16 protein-coding genes and 3 pseudogenes are annotated in these 19,167 nt (G+C 41.5%); 15 read left to right on the top strand and 4 right to left on the bottom strand.

Annotated elements, in window-relative coordinates; genetic code table 11:
• The 11 genes and pseudogenes from A5N85_RS12225 to A5N85_RS16720 form a co-directional block, all read left to right on the top strand.
• Positions 1 to 1,048 (top strand): replication initiation factor domain-containing protein (locus tag A5N85_RS12225; protein ID WP_072577465.1); only part of this gene is annotated, 1,048 nt, incomplete at its 5' end.
• Between the two features lie 13 nt (positions 1,049 to 1,061).
• Positions 1,062 to 1,349 (top strand): hypothetical protein, encoded by a 288-nt coding sequence (locus A5N85_RS12220; RefSeq protein ID WP_072577464.1) that lies wholly within the window; start codon positions 1,062 to 1,064, stop codon positions 1,347 to 1,349.
• A gap of 9 nt (positions 1,350 to 1,358) precedes the next feature.
• Positions 1,359 to 1,568 (top strand): hypothetical protein, encoded by a 210-nt coding sequence (locus A5N85_RS12215; protein WP_072577463.1) that lies wholly within the window; start codon positions 1,359 to 1,361, stop codon positions 1,566 to 1,568.
• Between the two features lie 264 nt (positions 1,569 to 1,832).
• The gene (locus tag A5N85_RS12210; RefSeq protein ID WP_211268202.1) at positions 1,833 to 2,051 is read left to right on the top strand and encodes a major capsid protein; all 219 of its coding nucleotides are present in this window, start codon (positions 1,833 to 1,835) and stop codon (positions 2,049 to 2,051) included.
• Between the two features lie 61 nt (positions 2,052 to 2,112).
• The gene (locus A5N85_RS12205; protein ID WP_072577461.1) at positions 2,113 to 3,543 is read left to right on the top strand and encodes a virulence factor TspB C-terminal domain-related protein; all 1,431 of its coding nucleotides are present in this window, start codon (positions 2,113 to 2,115) and stop codon (positions 3,541 to 3,543) included.
• Positions 3,536 to 3,817 carry a DUF2523 family protein gene (locus A5N85_RS12200; RefSeq protein WP_072577460.1) on the top strand — a complete coding sequence of 94 codons (282 nt, stop codon included), beginning with the start codon at positions 3,536 to 3,538 and terminating at the stop codon, positions 3,815 to 3,817. The genes A5N85_RS12205 and A5N85_RS12200 overlap by 8 nt, the downstream gene beginning before the upstream one ends.
• Positions 3,814 to 4,743, top strand: coding sequence for a zonular occludens toxin domain-containing protein (locus A5N85_RS12195; protein ID WP_072577459.1), 930 nt, complete (start codon positions 3,814 to 3,816; stop codon positions 4,741 to 4,743). Before A5N85_RS12200 ends, A5N85_RS12195 begins: the two co-directional genes overlap by 4 nt.
• A gap of 2 nt (positions 4,744 to 4,745) precedes the next feature.
• Positions 4,746 to 5,255 (top strand): DUF2726 domain-containing protein, encoded by a 510-nt coding sequence (locus A5N85_RS12190; protein WP_072577458.1) that lies wholly within the window; start codon positions 4,746 to 4,748, stop codon positions 5,253 to 5,255.
• 189 nt (positions 5,256 to 5,444) lie between these two features.
• Positions 5,445 to 6,416 (top strand): IS110 family RNA-guided transposase, encoded by a 972-nt coding sequence (locus tag A5N85_RS12185; RefSeq protein WP_072577457.1) that lies wholly within the window; start codon positions 5,445 to 5,447, stop codon positions 6,414 to 6,416.
• A gap of 136 nt (positions 6,417 to 6,552) precedes the next feature.
• Positions 6,553 to 9,173 (top strand): annotated as a pseudogene (gene alaS, locus A5N85_RS12180) (alanine--tRNA ligase).
• Between the two features lie 305 nt (positions 9,174 to 9,478).
• Positions 9,479 to 9,657, top strand: a pseudogene (locus tag A5N85_RS16720) (IS256 family transposase); the annotation flags it as partial.
• Between the two features lie 163 nt (positions 9,658 to 9,820).
• Here A5N85_RS16720 and A5N85_RS15250 read toward each other — a convergent pair.
• Complete coding sequence (locus tag A5N85_RS15250) at positions 9,821 to 10,228, bottom strand: hypothetical protein (RefSeq protein WP_143143283.1); 408 nt, start codon at positions 10,226 to 10,228, stop codon at positions 9,821 to 9,823.
• Positions 10,229 to 10,242: 14 nt separating this feature from the next.
• Positions 10,243 to 13,323: a mechanosensitive ion channel domain-containing protein gene (locus tag A5N85_RS12170; protein WP_143143282.1), complete on the bottom strand. Its 3,081-nt coding sequence runs from the start codon at positions 13,321 to 13,323 to the stop codon at positions 10,243 to 10,245.
• Positions 13,324 to 13,350: 27 nt separating this feature from the next.
• On the opposite strand from A5N85_RS12170, the gene A5N85_RS12165 reads away from it, so the two are divergent.
• From A5N85_RS12165 to A5N85_RS12155, 3 genes are all read left to right on the top strand, one after another.
• Entirely contained in the window at positions 13,351 to 14,172 is an 822-nt protein-coding gene (locus A5N85_RS12165) for a hypothetical protein (RefSeq protein ID WP_072577455.1), read from the top strand.
• Between the two features lie 76 nt (positions 14,173 to 14,248).
• Entirely contained in the window at positions 14,249 to 14,728 is a 480-nt protein-coding gene (locus tag A5N85_RS12160) for a hypothetical protein (protein WP_072577454.1), read from the top strand.
• Between the two features lie 24 nt (positions 14,729 to 14,752).
• A complete protein-coding gene (locus A5N85_RS12155) occupies positions 14,753 to 15,946 on the top strand; it encodes a saccharopine dehydrogenase family protein (RefSeq protein WP_072577453.1) in 1,194 nt (397 codons plus the stop codon).
• Between the two features lie 86 nt (positions 15,947 to 16,032).
• Here the strand turns inward: A5N85_RS12155 and A5N85_RS12150 are convergent, their stop codons facing one another.
• Positions 16,033 to 18,009: a BCCT family transporter gene (locus A5N85_RS12150; RefSeq protein WP_072577452.1), complete on the bottom strand. Its 1,977-nt coding sequence runs from the start codon at positions 18,007 to 18,009 to the stop codon at positions 16,033 to 16,035.
• 460 nt (positions 18,010 to 18,469) lie between these two features.
• Between A5N85_RS12150 and A5N85_RS12145 the strand changes: the two are divergent.
• Positions 18,470 to 18,919: pseudogene (locus A5N85_RS12145) on the top strand (IS256 family transposase); the annotation flags it as partial.
• 30 nt (positions 18,920 to 18,949) lie between these two features.
• Here A5N85_RS12145 and A5N85_RS12140 read toward each other — a convergent pair.
• On the bottom strand, positions 18,950 to 19,167 hold a 218-nt coding region (locus A5N85_RS12140), incomplete at its 5' end, for a transposase (RefSeq protein ID WP_249023976.1).

The raw sequence follows: 19,167 nt of genomic DNA, 5'->3' as shown, positions 1-19,167 counted from the left end.
GGTAATTCGTAACGGCAAACTGGTTGAACAGTTATTCCGCCAACCAACAGATGGACAAAAAGCCTTCATTGACCAATTAACCTTTGTCTTTGACAAAGACAGCCTTTGTGAACTCTCTAACCGTTCATCAAACGAATTTGAAACCAGTGAAGACTATATCAACGTCCTCAACCCCTACCTATATGAAATCTTTGGTTTTGGCGCATCCCACAACCGTGAAAAGTCGGCTAATTTTTACAGTGAATCTTTTAACCTTGGAGACCATGAAACCTGCTATGGTTACGTCTGTATAGGAGGTGGCATCAATAAAAGCAATGCAAACACCATCTGCATTGAATTAACAGCCTTTGGCTTAGGTGCTGCTGATGATGGCTGGGAACATCGTCTGCATGCATTCAGCACCTTGCCTGAAATGTATGGCTTCCGCTATACCCGCGTTGACATAGCCCATGACTTTTTAGGCGGAAAATACACCGTTGATGATGCTTTAAAAGCCTACTATGCAGGTGGATTTACTACTGCTTTCACGCGTCCCAAAATCCGCAAAGAGGGTGATGACTGGTTTAACGACACCAGCAATGGACGAACCCTTTATATCGGTACTCGGCAAAGCTCACGCTTGCTCCGCTTCTATGAAAAAGGCAAACAGCTCAAGATGCAAGATAGTCCTTGGGTCCGCTGTGAACTCGAATTGCGCAGTCGCGACATCATTATCCCGAAAGACATCGTAATACACGCAGGTGATTATCTATGCGCCAGTTATCCCGCCTTTGAAAAACTTTTTTCCAGCGACACCCCGAAAAACATCATCGTCAAAGAACGCATCATTCAACGCTGTATCGAACACAGCATTAAATACCTACGCATACAAGGTTCAAAAGCTGTTGCCATGCTTAAAGAATTTGGCAAAGACAATGATGAAATCATCTCTCTCTTTGATCCAAACGTCAAACTGCCTAAAGGTACGCACCCCGGTCAATATTTTGCAGCACATTTAAATATTGATTGGATACATCACAAACTCATTCCCAACCCTAACCCAATTTAACTAGGAGAAACCTATGAACACAACCCAAAAAGCCCAACTCATCGGCGTCAAACAATTTAAAGGCGACGTAGACGGCAATCACTATGATAGCTGCAAATTACGCTTACTTATGCCCGTACCAAGTGATTCAGACCGTGAATGCGGTTACAACGTAACCGAAATTCAATACGGTACAAGCGCCAACTATCATCAATTTAAAACGCTTCAATTCCCCGTGACTGTAGAACTTGACTACGAACTAGAAACCCGAAGCGGACGCATCAACATGAGCCTAAAATCTGTTCGCCCTATTACGAAATAGGAGTAACCCATGTTCCGCATCATTTATATTGTTCAAAGCCTAGAAACAGGGGAATTTTTATCCGCAGTTAATGGAGAAGCCAGCTTCACTTATGACCTCACTAAAGCCTATCAATTCAGCACTGTAAATGATGCTATTAACCATGCGCGAATTATTGAGAGTGATTTAGAACATATTTCAATTATTCCTCAAATATTGATAGGAGAAAAACATGCCTGATTTAATTGGATTATGTCTAATACAAAATCCGCACATCTCTAATCTAAGTCTTTCATCAGTTGTAATAGAAACCTTTTGGCAACAACTTTCAATATTTAATAGTTGTTTAAGTTGGGGTTATTAAATGTATGTCTGTGTTGAACTGGTAAACAACACCTGCCAGAAATGGCAAGAATTTTCAATACTCCCTCAACTAGAAACAAGGTGAGGGATTGAAAATCGGTGGTCTCTTTCTGTTATGTACAGTAACAGCTTGGGGCTTTCGTGAACTCGCTATGTTTATTCTTAATCGGAGATAAAGTTATGAAAAAACTTCTTATCGTCCCTGCATTATATGCAGGTTATGCAGCTGCTGCACTTCCGCCAGAAGTACAGCAAACAATTGACAGTACCAAGGAGGATATCACCACTGTAGGCGCTGCTATTGTTGTGTTAGCAGTTACTGCAATGGGTTTCCGCTGGCTTAAAGCACAGTTCTTCTAAAATAAATCTAGAGCGGGGCGACTCGCTCTTTTACTCTGTAAAGTGTTATGAGCTACTACGAATGGTTATATCTAATATACGTTGGCTTTGTATTGCCATTTTTTTTGCTGCCGCGCTAAGTCAAAATGTTTATGCCCAAGCAGTACCAGTCAATAATGGTACAGCAATGGTTATGGGTGGCATGCGAGGAGGCACAATGGGCAGACCGACCAACGTTGGTTATTCAACGGGTTCTGCTGGGTTAACAGCTACATATAACCAGCCTATGCGTAAATTTTCGTCCGCTGCAAATGATCCGCATTTTAATCCTCGCGTTACTGCGCGGACACCAAAACCAGGGTTGATGAAAGGCATTAAAGGCTTTTTAAAAAGCCCAATAGGACGTGCAAATATTTATACAACGATTATTGTTTGGGGATTGTCAGAATTTGCAGAAAGAGAGGGTTGGTTTTTTGAAAATGACGATGCTTATATTTTAGATTTAAGTGTGGAGCAACCAATAGAAAAAGGCTGGAATACACATCCAAATGGACTTGGTAAAAGCTATAATACTGTTAAGGATTACATTAGTGATATTCCAGAATGTAGTCGAGAATACTATGCTCCTTGTGCATCTTATTTAGCACAAAATCAAAAAGATATTATTATTCGTGGAAAAAATCAAAATGGATCTTGGTTACTATACAATGTCAGCGAATGTCCAACAGGTGCGGTTTTAACAGGACTTGGTTGTGTTTCTCAAGAAAAAAGACCTGTTACAGATGCAGATATTAATGATTTGTTTAATTCCCCAGCACTTAATTCATGGTCTCCACCGCCAAATGTTCCAGAAAAAGAAGTTAAAAAAGTTTATCCCTATGTGCCTTCTGGAGACACAATAATCGAGGTTGAGCCTCAAATAATTGAATTTCCAAATGAAATCACAACCATGCCAGATGGCACAGTGAAAGAAACAACACGCCGAGATACTGCAACAGTGGCAAATCCGAACACAGACCCCGCGCTTGTTACAACAACGCAAACAACAACAAAAACGTTTGAAAACGGGCAGATGACAGCCAATGAAACCGTAACGACAACTACAGATGCAACCGCGTCAACATCGCTGCCAGAACAAGCAGCACAGACACAAGCTCAACAGCAAGAACAAGTTACAGATTGCGCACTTGTGCCAACTCTTTGCGCAACCCAAAAAGAACAGCTTGAGCGTGATAAAGCTCGTGATGAGTGGCTACGTGATGACCGCTTACCGCCTGAACCAGATTTATCTAATCTAAAGCCTGTTTCTGAAGATTTTAATAGACACTACCCAATTAATATTGGTAACGGTCAATGTCCTGCGCCAATATCGTTGAATACCACTTTAGCAGGCACATTAAATTTATCATTTGATCCTTTTTGTGATTTTGCTTCAAAGTTGCGTTATCTCGTCATTGCAGGCGCAACTTTATTTGCAGCTTACATTCTTTTAGGGGTGGTTCGCCGTGGGTAAATTATTATCTGGAGTGATTATTTGGGCATTAAGTTCATTTGTAACAAAACTATTTGCTGCCTTTGGTTTAGCAGTTGGTACTTATGCTGCTATTTCTACTGCAGTAGATGCTCTGCTTGAACAACTTGTCCCGACATTAGGACAACTTCCAGCTACTGTACTTTCTTTACTCTCATTGGCTGGTGTTGGGCAAGCATTAACGATTATTGCATCAGCCATTGCAACACGCAGTGCTTTTTTAGCGGCTAAAGCTTTTATTTCGGTGATTAAATGATTACACTTATTACGGCTGTTCCTGGTTCAGGAAAAACACTTTACGCAATCGGCATAATTGATGCTGCTAATAAAGCAGGTCGTGCGGTATACCAAAATATTGACGGTTTAAAACCCGATATGTTTGACAACCCTAGCATCATTTTTGATGCACCAGCTGATTGGCGCGATACACCCGATGGCAGCCTTATCATCTATGACGAATGCCAACAGCCACATCTTTACCCAGCTAATGCAAAACGTGGTTTAGTTGAAGACGAGCGACTAACTGCTATGGAAACCCATAGACATACGGGACACGACCTCATATTTATCACTCAAGCACCAACCTTTGTGCATCATCATATCCGCAAGCTCACAGGGCAACACGTTCACTTCTACCGTGCGCGTGGCATACAAGGTGCAATGCGCTATGAATGGTCTCATGTCTGCGATAACCCAAATGATCGTAAAGAACAACAACGTGCAGATAGTGTGATGTGGAAATTCCCTAAACAATATTTTGACTACTACAAAAGCGCGACTATTCACACTCACAAATTCAGCATGCCTGCAAAACTTAAGATCCTGCTGTACTTTCTTATACCTGCCATTTTGTATCTTGGTTATCGTTTCAGTCAGTTTTCAATGTTCTCTCCAGATATACCAGATACAACTGGAATAACTGATAACCAGCCTAAAGAAATCTCAACAATTGATAGCATACAAGAAAACAAAGACATACCAGACTCGCCTTATAACTGGGCGAATATACTAGAAACCATACCAGTCATGGGCTGTGCTGCTAACCGTAAAACTAATAGATGTATGTGTTTTGGTGAAAATGGTGTTACATTACATATGCAACATGCCCAGTGCCTATCGGTACTTAGCAATCCGTTGCCACGTTCTATTTCAGTTTCACCTTCAAGAAAGAGTCAGTATTAATTATGGATTTATTGATTACTATCAGTCTTATTTTGATTGCAGGATTTATATTCGTTTTATTTGCTAAGCAAAAGCAACATAAACGATATAATCGCAGTGATTATTATGATAATCAAAAACAGAGAGTTGAAGTTGGCGGCTATAAAAAACAAGCTTTGCTAAACCAAACGGAACAAGTTGCTTATAAAGCAATTACAACTGCAGTTTCAGATAAAAATTTACGGGTTTTTGCCCAAGTCTCACTTGGTGAGATTCTGACCCACAGCCACAAGAAATTATATCTTGATATTATGTCAAAACGGGTTGATTTTTTGCTAACCGATCAGAATTTTATTCCTATCATGGTAATTGAAATTCATGGTTCTGGGCATTACTCTAAAAATGCAGAACATCGTGATAATATAAAAAAAATAGCTTTAACTAGTGCTGATGTTGATTATTTGGCAATAGCAACCAGCGGTACTCAAATTTATCAAGATGTCTATCAAGCCTTGATTCAACGCATATCATAATAGCCCGCAGTTTTTACGGAGTTTTGCTTGCAAAATTTCGTAAAAATTGCGGAACTTTTGTAATACTTTTTGCCTGCATCAATCTCGTTTGGCATGAAGCATGACTTCGAACTATAGATTGGATGATGCAGGTATTTTAAATCCCTACAGTATCTTGGCGCAAGACGCCGCATTTATAAGGTTACCTTCATGATTTACGTTGGCTTGGACATCTCAAAATACACCATAGACGTTTGCGAACTTAATGGTGATAACATTAAAAGCTATCAGCTTGACAATAACCCAGCGGGGTATGATGAATTGATAGAAAGGTTGGAGAATCTGGATGATAAAATCCATGTGTGTTGTGAATACACAGGCATCTATTATTACGCGATAGCTAATGCTTTATACAAAGCGAATATTACTATCAGCGTTGTTAACGCATACAGCATAAAATCTTATGCTCGATTAACTCTAAGTCGTACAAAAACAGATAAGCAAGATGCTAGATTGATTGTGCAATATTGCAAAATTAACCAGCCTGAACCATGGCAACCGCCAAAAGAGCAAGCGCAAATGCTCAAAAACTTAACAAGACGACTAGAACAATTGACAAAACTGCGCACTATGGAACTCAACCGCCAAAAAGTTGCTGAAACTTGCGTATCTGAATCTATCGACATCATATTAAACTCATTAAACCAAGAGATTGACCGAATAGAACAACAATTGCAAAATTATATCAGTCAATCTGCAGAGCTTAAGTATCAACAAAAGCAACTTACTACAATTATAGGTATTGGTAAAAAAACAGCTAATGTGCTTTTATCGGTATTATGTGAAATTGAGCGGTTCCCCAGCTATAATCATCTTGTGAGCTACCTTGGTTTATCGCCAATTATTGTTGAATCTGGGAACAGTGTACGGGGCAAAAGCCGAATATCTAAGATGGGCGATAAATTTATTCGAAAAAGTCTATATTTACCAGCACTAGCAGCGTGTAAAAGGTCAAAATTGTTTAAGCCGTGGTTTGAATATCACCTGTCGAAAGGAAAACACCCTAAACAAATATACGTTATGATGATGCGTAAATTAGTCATTTATGCTTATCATATTATAAAACACGATACTTATTTTGACCCAAGTAAAATTCAATTTCTTAAAAATAATAATATTTAAAATCAAACAGATAAAAAATTATTGTTTTTTACTGCTTGCTTTAAAACACAGTATCTATAGTGTTAATATTCCTCCCCCTAAATTAAGCTAAATCTCGCTATAATAGTTCTTTTATTTTTCTTTTTCGGATAGGTTTATGACCACACATTTTTGGACAACCAATAACATTCGCAGCGCTTTTCTCAATTATTTTGCCGAACACGGCCATCGCATCGTGCATTCGGCGTCGCTGGTGCCAGGCAACGACCCCACGTTGCTGTTCACCAACGCGGGCATGGTGCCGTTCAAGGATATCTTTATTGGTCAGGAGACGCGCGATTATCAGCGCGCGACCACGGCGCAGCGCTGCGTGCGCGCAGGCGGTAAACACAATGATTTGGAAAACGTGGGATACACGGCGCGTCATCACACGTTTTTCGAGATGATGGGCAATTTCTCTTTTGGCGATTATTTCAAGAAAGACGCAATTCCTTTTGCGTGGAATTTGCTCACTCAAGTGTTTCAGATTCCAGCGGAAAAACTGCTGGTAACGGTGTATCACGAGGACGATGAGGCCTATGGCATCTGGCGCGATGTGATTGGTTTGCCCGAGGAAAAAATCATCCGTATCGGCGATAAGCCCGGTAAGGCGAAATACGAATCCGATAATTTCTGGGCGATGGGCGATACGGGCCCCTGCGGACCGTGCAGCGAGATTTTTTATGACCACGGTGCGGAAGTCTGGGGCGGTCCTCCTGGCAGCGCCGAGGAAGATGGCGACCGTTTTATTGAGATTTGGAACATCGTGTTCATGCAGTTCGAGCGCGATGCGGCGGGCAATATGAAGCCGCTGCCTAAGCCTCAATTGATACGGGTATGGGCTTGGAGCGTATGGCGGCGGTGATGCAGGGCGTGCATTCCAATTATGAGATTGATTTGTTTGTCAATTTGATTGCCGCAGCAGCGAAGGCCGTGGGCGTGAAAAATGAGGGGCAGGCGTCGTTAAAAGTGATTGCCGACCACATTCGCGCTACTGTGTTTTTGATGGTCGATGGCGTGCTGCCTGGGAATGAGGGGCGCGGCTATGTGCTGCGCCGCATCATGCGCCGCGCCATGCGCCACGGGCATAAGCTCGGGCAAAGTCAGCCGTTTTTCTATCAACTCGTCGCCGCCGTGGTGGACGAAATGGGCGCGGCTTATCCCGAAATCATCGAAGCGCAGGCGCGCATCACCGATGCGGTGCGCAAAGAAGAAGAACGCTTTGCGCAAACTTTAGATGCTGGCATGGCGGTGCTGGAAAAGGACTTAGCAGACTTGCAAGGTACGCAAATCGCGGGGGAAACCGTCTTCCGTCTCTATGATACTTTCGGTTTTCCTGTCGATTTGACCAACGACATCGCGCGCGAACGCGGCCTCACCCTCGACATGGCGGGCTACGAAGCCGCCATGCAGCAGCAGCGCGAGCGCGCCAAAGCTGCGGGCAAATTCAAAGCCGATGCCGCGTTTGACGTCAGCGGTAAAACGCAATTTGTCGGTTATACCGAAGAGCGCGCGGATGCGGTGGTGCAAGCGATTTTTGTTGACGGACAGGCGGTCGACGATTTAGAAGAAGGCGATAACGCGGTGATTGTGCTTGATAAAACTCCGTTTTATGCCGAAAGCGGCGGTCAAGTCGGCGATATGGGATTATTAGAATGGGACGGTGGCGCGTTTTATATCGGTGACACGCAAAAACAAGGCGACACATGGCTACACTTTGGGAAATTGACCGATGGTACGCTCAAAAAAGGCGATAAAGTCATTGCGCAAATTGACAGCGACCATCGTGCGCATGTTCGCCGTCATCACAGCGCCACCCACCTGCTGCACAAAGCCCTGCGCGACGTCCTTGGCGACCACGTCCAACAAAAAGGCTCGCTGGTTGATGCCAATGTAACGCGCTTTGACTTCTCTCATGACGCACCAATTACCGATGAACAACTGCGCGATATTGAACAGCATGTGAATGCACAAGTATTAGCCAATCTGCCAGTGACTATTGAAGAAATGCCCATTGATGCGGCAAAAGAAAAAGGCGCAATGGCGCTATTTGGCGAGAAATACGGCGATATCGTGCGCGTGGTTAGCATGGGCGAAAACGACTACTCCGTAGAGCTTTGCGGCGGCACACATGTTTCGCGGACAGGTGATATTGGTTTAGTGAAAATTTATGAACAAAGCAGCGTTGCCGCTGGTATTCGCCGAATTGAAGCGACAGCGGGTATGGCAGCGTTAGCGTATATGGAAAATCTCAGTGAAGACTTAAGCGCGCTCGCCAATCAACTAAAAACAGGGAAGAATAACCTTGTAGAACGCGTTGATGCTTTGTTGCAGCAGCTCAAAGCGCAAGAAAAAACCATCCGCGACCTCAAACGCCAACTTGCGACAGGCGGCAACGCTGCTGAAGCAGAGGTACAAACCCTCGGCAAACACCGCGTCATCGCGCTGCAAAAAGACGGACTGGATAACGCCATGCTGCGCGATTTGGCCGACCAGCTGCGCGACAAACACCAAGCCGACCTCGTCGTACTTGGCAGCGCCGACGGCGACACCGCGCGCCTCGTTGTCAGCGTACGGAAAAACGCCGACGGTCTGCACGCGGGCAACATCGTCAAAGCCCTCGCCGAGCACATCGGCGGTAAAGGCGGCGGCCGTCCTGATTTTGCCCAAGCTGGCGGCAAAAACCCGCAGGGTCTTGGCGCGGCACTTGCCGCCCTGCCAAGCGTCCTTGGCGTCTAAAGAATGCGGCGCGGCATCGCCGCGCCTCTTAAGATTTTCTAGAAAATCACCTGTACTTAACAATAAAAAACGCTTGCTAAAAAATGAACTTTATTCAAAAATTACATCGTTTTTTAAGAATTCCCTTTTTAGGTCACGAATGAATCCAATGAAGCAAGCAAGCAAGCAAGCAAGCAAGCAAAATAGCGTCATAACTCGCAAATTCTTTGTCAAGCATTTGACTTTTTTGTTATGTCAGCGCTGTCATAAAAAATTTTCTTTTCTTACAAAACATCTTAAATACCTCCTTACAAACATAATTCAACGTGCTACTTCTCTTACCTACCACAGGTACTGACGGAGTGCTTACCCACTAATCAAACAGCTAACTGAAGCTGCTTTATCAGCCGAAATAGATAGCTACCTAGAGCAAAAGCTCACTAATAACCGCCGTAACGGCTATAGTAAAAAGACCGTTAAATCCACCGTCGGTAGCTTTGAGCTATAGTGAAAGGCTACTAGAATCGTTACAGTATTATAAGATAGATGAATAAAGTAAGCACATGTACTAATTATTGGAATAGCGATCTAATTTCTGTAACTCTTTTATTAGCCTTTAACAATAAATGTGTTTTTGAGTTCGTTTAGCATACTGCTTTTGCCCTACATCACACTGATAAGCGCACCGGTATGTTGTATGAGATTACCTCTCGGTGAGAGTGAGAAGTCACGTGCAATTTCAGCTCCGCCAGCTGATAGTGAGTATTTTGCGCAAACATGGATTGGGGCAGATTCGGAGAATAGCGCGCTCTGAGCATCGTTGCGAATAAAGCGATAAACGTGTTTACGATAGGTGGGATGGTGATAGAGAATAACGCAGCTGTTTTTGCTGTCTGCGCGCTGAATGATGAGGTTAGGATATCTGCCGTAGAAGATGGGTTGGAGGTTAAGTAAGCTTGTCTTACCGGTAGCGTCTTTCCATGTAAGTTGGTATGTCCATCGCAGTGAAGTTCACAACGGCGTCCACGAATAAAGCTATCGTGAAGAATGATTTTGGTAAGTCCGTAGCTAGGCATATTGATTCCAGTGGTTAAAAGTTAGGAATGTTTTTAAGGTTTTGATGGGTAGATGTGCGTACGATTTGTCCAAATTCTTCCGAGCTATCTGGAAAGTGAAGGTTAGTGCGTGGATAAGCAATCTCAATTCCATGGTCACGACAGGTCTGCCATAGGGTGCGGATGACTTTATGTCGTGCGCCAAGATAGTCATGCGTGTCGAGATTGACGTAGTATTGTACGCGATAAGTCATTCCACGCTCGCTATAGTTCCAAGCAAAGACACCGGGAATAAAATCTGGCGGTTGGTCGCAAATAATATCTTTTTCAACAAGTTGTCTAAGTCCTGCAAGTAGCTCTCTTTCTACTTGTTGTGGATCGTATTGTGCCATGACATCAAAGTAAAGGATGACGCGAATAATGGGGTCTGAATGCGACCAGTTGCGAAAAGCAGAGGTAACAAAGTCGGAGTTAGGCAAAATGATGCTTTCGTTATTAAAGGTGGTCATGGTTAGGGTGCGCATACCAATGCGCTCAACGGTACCATCATAACCGCCGGCAGTTATGATATCGCCGTTTCTAAGCGGTCTTTCAATCAGTAGTAAGATACCGCTGATGAAGTTGTTGGCAATGGTTTGCAAACCAAAACCAATTCCCACACCGAGCGCCCCAGCAAAGACGGTAAAGGCGGTAAGGTCAATACCAATAATGCGTAGAGCAAATAGAAATCCAAAGGTAACGACGGCATATTGGCTGAAAACAGCGAGTGAGTTGCGAACGCCAGTATCTGCAACTTTCGCATATATCCAACGATAGCAAAGGGATTTAATCCAAATACCTGTGCGGAAGACGATATAGATAAGTAGTCCCATGAGTAATAGGTTCATGAGAGTGAATTGTTTGTCGTTGGCACTACTGCCGAATAAGGGCTTGTGTAGCAGGTTGAGAAGCTCTGCAATAATAGGGGTATTGGCATTCCATTCAAAGGTATAAAGTAGCGCGTAGATAAGCCCAATTAAGCTGCCATAGCGTAAGATGGCATGTATGGGGTTGATAACGTCTTGTGCCCAAAAGACGCTATTGTTTGTACGGGTTAAAGCGAGTCGTTTAGCTGTTAATGAAAGATCTTTGATGAGTCCAAGAAAGCCGATCCATATTAAGGTATAAAGCAAGGTGGTAAGCAGATAACGCGCGCTAAGCCATGCAAAATTGAGATATCCCAAGACACTTGCCGCACCAAAGAGTAAAAAACCAATCGGAATAAGCCCAATGATGCTTCGTAAGATGCTGTAGGTATAGTGGTCGGTGTAGTGTTCATCTAGAAATAGCCGCATTTTACGAAGCATTTGCCATAGCGGATAGCTAATGATTAGAATGTAAACACCATATAACCAACGAAAAGCATCAATAACGATAGGGTCAGTTAAAATCCATTCTGCCATAAAAACACAGGCTAATAAGATACCGCCAATGGCGGCTGAAATGGTTACGGGGCGAGCAAGTTTACGGTTATCTGCACTATCTAGTAGTTGACTATGCTTGAGTAAGTGAATGGTAAAGTGGGGAATGCTAATAAGAAGGATGAATATGGGAATGAGTAAAATTAGATTGGCACCGGGCGAGGGCAGCTTGGTTAGGTAAATGATAATCCCAAGCAAAATGAGTAAACCAATATACGGTAGGTTGTATTTGGTCATTGCAAAGAGAAAAATAATCAATCGCGTAGAGAAAGAAAGTCGTTTGCGATTTAAGGTTTTTGTAACCAGCTTGCTAGCGTAGCCGACAAGCCAAAAGGTAATGAGGGCAACAGTAATTGAAATACCGATTAGCCAAAGTATTCGCGTGGAGTTTAAGCTTAAGATCGCTTGTTGTAGAGCTTTGAAGGATACGCTATATTGTCCAATAAAGGTTGATAGCGCAGATAGTTGGCGCTCAAAGATGCTAGGAAGGCGTTGCCAAGAACCACCAAAGTTATATCGCTTTTGTATATAGCTTTTAGAGAGTGCGGTAAATTGTGCGTCAACGCTTTTATGCATAAGCGTCAAAGCTTCCATGGCGTTATTTAGGCTTTGAGTGAAATTTCCTGCGCTGGTTTGTAAAATATTGTAACGATTTTGAATGTTAACAGGAATTTTGTCTCCTTGTTGACGAGCATATAAGCCATATTGTTGACTGATAAATTCCATATTGCTGTTTAGCTGTTCTTTCATGGTTAGCAGGCGAGCTTCAAATCCGCTAATTTCATCTTGTACGGCTAAGATACGTTCATAGGAAACGCTGGTAATATCGGCAAACTGTAATTCTTGCAGGCGACGTTCAATGGTTTGAAAGTCTTGATGCAAAGTAGTGATAAAGATTTGTTTGCCAACAATGGCAAGCGCGATGTTTTGATTAAAGCGTTCACTGCGGTCTTTATTAGGCTTTTTTAGTTCGTTACTGAGTCGTTCTCGATCGTTTTGTAATTGTTTTAATCGTGCTTGTAGATCTTCGTCGGTATTATCGGTTTCGACACTGGTTTCTAAAAATCGATCGTTATAGCGTTGATATTGAATTTCACGCAATTTTTGTTGTTTTTGCATCAGCTGTAATGCGCTTTTTTGTAAGGTGAGTTGGGTGCCTAAGGCGATGACTTGTTTTTGACACTGTGAAAATTGTTCATGAACGCTATCGTTTAGTTCAGAAGGGGGATTGTTTGCCATGGGATTGGCTAATTTTTGTAGCCGCGCATTTAAGGCATCGCATTGATTTTGGGTATTACTTAATCGATTTTGTGAGTCAGTAATTTGCCCTGAAAGGGTATCAATGGACTGTTGGATTTGGTCAAGCGCAACACGAACTTCGCTTAAATCATCTTGTTTGATTTTACGCTCAGCTGGTAAAGAATGAGAGAGTTGCTCTTGTAGGGTATGAATACTTTGACTACGTCGACTGTTATCTTCTCTTAATTTATTGATATTAATCTCAATAATTTCGGATGAGAGTGGGGGTAATGCTGGCTGAGCGAATAAATTTTGGCTGATTAAGCAGAATAATAACAGTAGAATGCGGTGTAACATTGGGCGATAGCGCGTAAAAAGTGCTATTCTACCGAATCTTTTTGTGGCTTGTCGGCTCAAGAGAAGATTTTATATAAAGGATATGATGTGAACGAAAAAATAGTATTGTTATCTAGTCCTGAAAAGTGTTCTTCAAAAGACGCTGGTGTATGGTTTAAAGATGGGTTGAAGATGTTACGCGTAGCGCCAGGCTTATGGTCGGGGGCTTCTTTATGCGTTATGTTAGTGATGTTAGCCGGTTTATTAGCCGGAGAAATCTTAGCAGCATTGTTTGTTTTTTTACCGGGCGGAAAAGTTTTGGCAATGGCAGCTCAGATGCTTGGCATTATTATCGCTAGTATTTTGGCACAAAATGGTTTGTTAAGACTTTGCCAACAGTTAGCAATCGGGAAAAAGCCAACTATGCAAGTTTTTTGGCAATTAACGAAAACATGGCGTTTTACAGCATTTTGGCATTTAGTTGGGTTTTTATTGTTAATGCAGTTAGGATTTAAGATTTTAGAGTGGCAACTTTTCCCCACACCCGTCATAGAGATTACCGAAAATAACCAAGTCATTGTCAATCAAACCATTTTATTGGCTTATACGGTATATGCCGTAGGTATGCAGAGTGTCGTTATTTTATTGAGTTGGGCATTAGTGCCTTTAATGACAGATTTTTCGCAATTACCGTTTCCACAAGCGTTTAAGTTGCAATGGTATGGGACGCTAAATAATTTTCTGCCGTTAACGGTATTAAGCGTTTATTGCGTTATGCTCATTAGTGCTGGATTGATGGTTATTGGTGCATTTGCGACGTTATCCTCTTTAGTTGGCATGGTGGTATTTATTTTGGCTTTGTTGTGGTTTTGGCCGTTATCAACGGCTTGGGCATTCTCTGCGACACGTCATATTTTTGCCGACTGGTAAGGAAAGCGATTTGGTATGAGATAGGGGGTTGGTTAGAATGTAAATCTCGCTTTAATGTAGCGGAGGAAAGTTTTAGGTGAGAAAAGTCTATCATTTAAAACCACAGGCAAGATGGCGTATTTTGTTTCAAAGCCTCATTTTCTTCTTGTTTTTATTTATTTTTATTTGGATACGGCTTTGGGTGAAACCGCATTTGACGCCTGTGAGTGTGTTTTATTCGGTGATAGTTTTTTTGTTTTTGTTTCCCTTAGTAAAAGCGACACTTGCACTTTTTTCTCCGCATGCAAAAGGTTTAGTCTTGAGTGAGCGTGGGATAGAATGGGCTTTTGGCGAGGAACAAGGATTTTTATTTTGGGAAAGTGTGATGGAAAGTGTTTTTGAAGAAGAACGTGTAATTTTGCGATATTCTGGCGGTGCGCAATTTTCTTCAGAGCCTGTTTTAGGTGAACCAATACCACGTAATTTTGAAATGGATGCAAGTGTGGAATTACCTTTGTCTCTTTTGAAAGGACAAACAGAAGAGATTGTTGCACAGATTCGCACGCATCTTGAATAATTTTTTGGAAAAAGAGGAACTGATATGTCTCATGTTTTAATTATTGGCGCAGGTGGAGTATCAAATGTTGTGGTACACAAATGTGCTGAAGCAAAAGAAACTTTTCAGCAAATTACTTTAGCAAGTCGTACACTTAAAAAATGTAATGCGATTGCTGATGCAGTAAAAGCAAAATACGGCGTTGAGGTAAAAACTTATGAAGTAGACGCCGATAATGTCGGTGAAATGATTGAATTGATTGAAAAGGTTAAACCTGATTTAGTCATGAATATTGCACTACCGTATCAAGATTTGCATATTATGGATGCTTGTTTAGCGACTGGCGTGGATTATCTCGATACAGCAAATTATGAGCCGCCAGAAGAAGCAAAATTTGAATATAAATGGCAATGGGCATACCAAGATCGCTTCAAAGATAAAGGGATTATGGCATTGCTTGGTAGTGGATTCGACCCTGGCGTTACCAATGTTTTCACGGCTTATATCAAAAAGCATTTGCTTGATGAAATTCACGAACTCGATATTATTGATGCTAATGCGGGTGATCATGGTTTGCCATTTGCAACCAATTTTAATCCCGAAATCAATATTCGCGAAGTAACCGCTGATGCGCGACATTGGGAAAATGGCAAGTGGGTAACGACACCAGCTTTATCCAATAAACAAGTGTTTGATTTTCCGGCTGGGATTGGCGAGAAAAACATCTATATGATGTATCACGAAGAGCTAGAATCTTTAGTGAAACATTTTCCAGAGATTAAAAAAGCGCGTTTTTGGATGACTTTCTCTGATAATTATTTAAATCACTTAAAAGTGTTGGAAAATGTTGGAATGACAGGAATTGAGCCAGTAATTTTTGAAGGCAAAGAAATTATTCCTATTCAATTCTTAAAAGCGGTTCTACCTGATCCTGCTTCTCTTGGTCCTCGTACCAAAGGCAAAACCTGTATCGGCTGTGTCGCAAAAGGCTTAAAAGACGGTCAGGAAAAAACGGTATATATCTATAATATTTGCGACCATGAAGCCTGCTATCAAGAAGTAGGTTCACAAGCAATTTCTTATACCACTGGTGTTCCTGCGATGGTTGGCGCAAAAATGATACTTGAAAATCAATGGCGCGGTGAAGGGGTATTTAATATGGAACAATTCGACCCTGATCCATTCTTAGAGGTATTAGCAAAATATGGATTACCTTGGGAAGTGAAAGCGCTTTCATAAACTCATTGCTCAATTTAAAGCTAAAAAGCCGCCCTCAAAAGGCGGCTTTTATATTGGTAAAAGTTTATTTAATAACTTTTACGACGCTATGCAATATTGTGTAAAAAGTGGATATGTTTATGATATTGGTTTAAAAGATCATTAATAATAGCTTCTTTTGACCAACCCATAATGTCATAACCTTGTCCACCTTCGAAGAGATGTACTTCAGCGCCTGCATAGGTTTCTGGTTGTCCTTCTTCAAAAGCTGGAGCGGTGATTTCAACATTGAGTACATCATAGTAAAAATCATGGGCTTTTCCATGCTCAACATGAAAACGTAAGCCGCCATTTTCTAACTGGCTAATTATGACCTCTCCAGCATCATTTTTTCGCATTTCTTGTGCGATTTCTTCCAAAGTTGGACGGACGGTTGTTTCAATATAATGTCGTACTTTTTCTTCATTTGGATATTCTGTAATGGTACGGAGGCGTTCGCGCCAATCGGTTCCAGCAGTTGTTTGTGGAAGGTAAGCATTGAAAGCGAGCGCATCTTGCTTTTGTAAGTCTAACGCTAATACTTTAAATAGCCCGTAAAGTGCAAACATCATAATAATTGCAAAAGGAAGTGCGCTTGCAATCGTCATGGTTTGTAATGCGCCTAGACCACCTGCAAATAATAGAACAACCGCAATAATTCCTTCTAGGCTTGCCCAATACACACGGCTCCAAACAGGTGTTTTTTCAGCGCCGTTGTTTGCCAGTGTATCAATAACCATTGACCCTGAATCCGCAGAAGTTACGAAGAACAAAACCACCATAATCATGGCTAATGGTGCAGTAATAGAAGACATTGGCAACTGCTCTAAAAAGGCAAATAAAGCAGTGCTAACATCAGTAGAAACCGCTTCTCCTAGCATGGTAATGCCTTGATCTAAAATCATGTGAATCGCGTTGTTTCCAAAAACTGTCATCCAGATAAAGGTGAAACCTGTTGGAACCAGTAAAACGCCCGTAATAAATTCACGAATGGTGCGACCACGAGAAACCCGAGCAATAAACATTCCTACAAAAGGCGCCCATGATACCCACCAGCCCCAATAGAGCAGTGTCCAACCACCTACCCATTTTTGGGCATCGCTTTCGGGAGTATAAGCGTATAAGTTAAAAGTTTTTCGGACAACGGTTGAGAGATATTGTCCAATATTTTGCATAAAAGCTTGTAAGGTATAAACCGTTGCGCCATTAAATAGCACAAAACCAACAAGTAAAATGGCAAATAAGATATTTAGGTTAGAAAGGAATTTAATGCCTTTATCTAATCCGGTAACAACAGAAAGGGTAGCGCAAAAAGTAATGGCAATGATAAGGATAATTTGCGTATTTGTGTCTTGTGGAATAGAAGGAATCAGGTGAGATAAGCCGGCATTAACTTGGTTTACCCCTAATCCAAGAGAAGTAGCAACACCAAAAAGTGTCCCAACTATCGCAAAGATATCAACAGCATCACCAATCGGTCCGTAAATTTTATCGCCAATAAGCGGATAAAGTGCGCTGCGCATAGATAATGGTAAATTATGTCTAAAAGAAAATACTGCTAAAATTAGAGCAACAACGGCATAAATTGCCCACGCATGCAATCCCCAATGAAAGAAAGTAAGGCTCATTGCATCGCGTGCAGCAGCGACCGTTCTCCCTTCAATATTAGGTGGATTGAGAAAGTGCATAACCGGTTCAGCTACACCATAGAACATTAAACCAATGCCCATACCAGCAGAAAATAACATCGCAAACCAGCTGAAGTTATCGTAATCTGGTGAAGAGTGGTCAGGTCCAAGCTTGATATTACCATAGCGTGATAAAGCTAGATAAATTGAGACAATTAAGAAGACGGCAACTGCGGCAATATAAAACCAGCCAGCATAAGCAATAATATGATTTTGTAAGTTATTAAATAGCTCAGAAGCACGTTCTTCACTGAAGAAAGCAAAGAGTGTTACTGCAACTATTATGATAGTTGCGCCAAAAAACACCGTGGAATTAAGTCCATTTTGGCGCTTATCAGAAGAAACTGTTTGGTTCATGAAAGCTCCTGTTATCAAAAATTATTAAAATTTCGCATATATATTGTGATTAAAAATAGATATAGCCAAGCACTAGAGTAGATAAGCGCTTTAAATAGCTACTGCTGATAAAACTATACGAGCATGGTAGGAGATGCAGAAAAATAAAACGTACTTTTAAAGTAAAGAATTTATATGATTAAAAACTTACTATAAATCATTAACATAAAAAACACCTACCAATTAGGAATAAAATTCTACCATATTATGTACGGTTTTTTAAATTTATATAGCTAGAGAAACTATCAAAATCTAGCCTAGATAGAAGAATTAGCACAGCAAGAATAGATAATTTTCATAAATAAATAGTTAAAGGTTAATAAAAGAGTCACAGAAATTAGATTGCTATTCCAGTAATAATACATATGCTTACTTTATTCATCTATCTTAATACTGTAACTATTCTAGTAGCCTTTCACTATATAGGGCAATCAAAGACCACATCGCTGAGATTTACTCATTGGACGTCTCTGAAGCCACCATTAGCAGCATTACCGATCAACTCATACCACAGCTTAAAGCATGGCAATCTCGAACACCCGATAGTGTTTATCTCTTTGTTTGGCTGAATGCCATTCCCTACAAAGTCAAAGAAGAAGGAGGTTATGTCAATAAAGTGCTTTACACGCTACAGGCTTTAAACACCGAAGGCAAAAAAGAACTCATTGGCTTATACTGCTCGGAAACCGAAGGGGCAAACGATTGGCTCTCTGTACTGACGGACTTACATAACCGTGGCGTGGAAGATATTCTCATGGCTTGTGTGGATGGCTTAAAAGGTTTTCCTGAAGCGATACAGGCTATCTTCCCCAATACTGAGGTACAACTGTGTGTGCTTCAGCAAATCCGTAACAGTTTGCGTTATGTGGCTATAGTAAAAGGCTACTAGAATATAGTGCAATCATCTAAAGCCCAACCCAATCCAAAGCAGATAAAAGCATAAAGTATCAATACAATCCATCCGCCATTCTTTGCGTATTTGCTTAATCCAAGCCCACATCTTTTCAATAGGATTTAAGTCTGGACTATAAGGGGGTAACCAAACTATCTCATGCCCATGCTCTTCAATGATTGCTTGAATATCACAGCGTTTATGAAAAGCGGCATTGTCCATGGACA

The organism is Suttonella ornithocola, assembly GCF_001889065.1.
Lineage (GTDB): Bacteria > Pseudomonadota > Gammaproteobacteria > Cardiobacteriales > Cardiobacteriaceae > Suttonella_A > Suttonella_A ornithocola.
This window is presented reverse-complemented; position numbering and strand designations above follow the sequence as displayed.

Excerpts from the sequence above, each read along its gene's own strand:
- A5N85_RS12155 (WP_072577453.1), top strand. The coding sequence starts at position 14,753 with ATGTCTCATGTTTTAATTATTGGCGCAGGTGGAGTATCAAATGTTGTG.
- A5N85_RS15250 (WP_143143283.1), bottom strand. The coding sequence starts at position 10,228 with ATGCCTAGCTACGGACTTACCAAAATCATTCTTCACGATAGCTTTATT.
- A5N85_RS12220 (WP_072577464.1), top strand. The coding sequence starts at position 1,062 with ATGAACACAACCCAAAAAGCCCAACTCATCGGCGTCAAACAATTTAAA.
- A5N85_RS12195 (WP_072577459.1), top strand. The coding sequence starts at position 3,814 with ATGATTACACTTATTACGGCTGTTCCTGGTTCAGGAAAAACACTTTAC.
- A5N85_RS12205 (WP_072577461.1), top strand. The coding sequence starts at position 2,113 with ATGGTTATATCTAATATACGTTGGCTTTGTATTGCCATTTTTTTTGCT.
- A5N85_RS12190 (WP_072577458.1), top strand. The coding sequence starts at position 4,746 with ATGGATTTATTGATTACTATCAGTCTTATTTTGATTGCAGGATTTATA.
- A5N85_RS12185 (WP_072577457.1), top strand. The coding sequence starts at position 5,445 with ATGATTTACGTTGGCTTGGACATCTCAAAATACACCATAGACGTTTGC.
- A5N85_RS12215 (WP_072577463.1), top strand. The coding sequence starts at position 1,359 with ATGTTCCGCATCATTTATATTGTTCAAAGCCTAGAAACAGGGGAATTT.
- A5N85_RS12150 (WP_072577452.1), bottom strand. The coding sequence starts at position 18,009 with ATGAACCAAACAGTTTCTTCTGATAAGCGCCAAAATGGACTTAATTCC.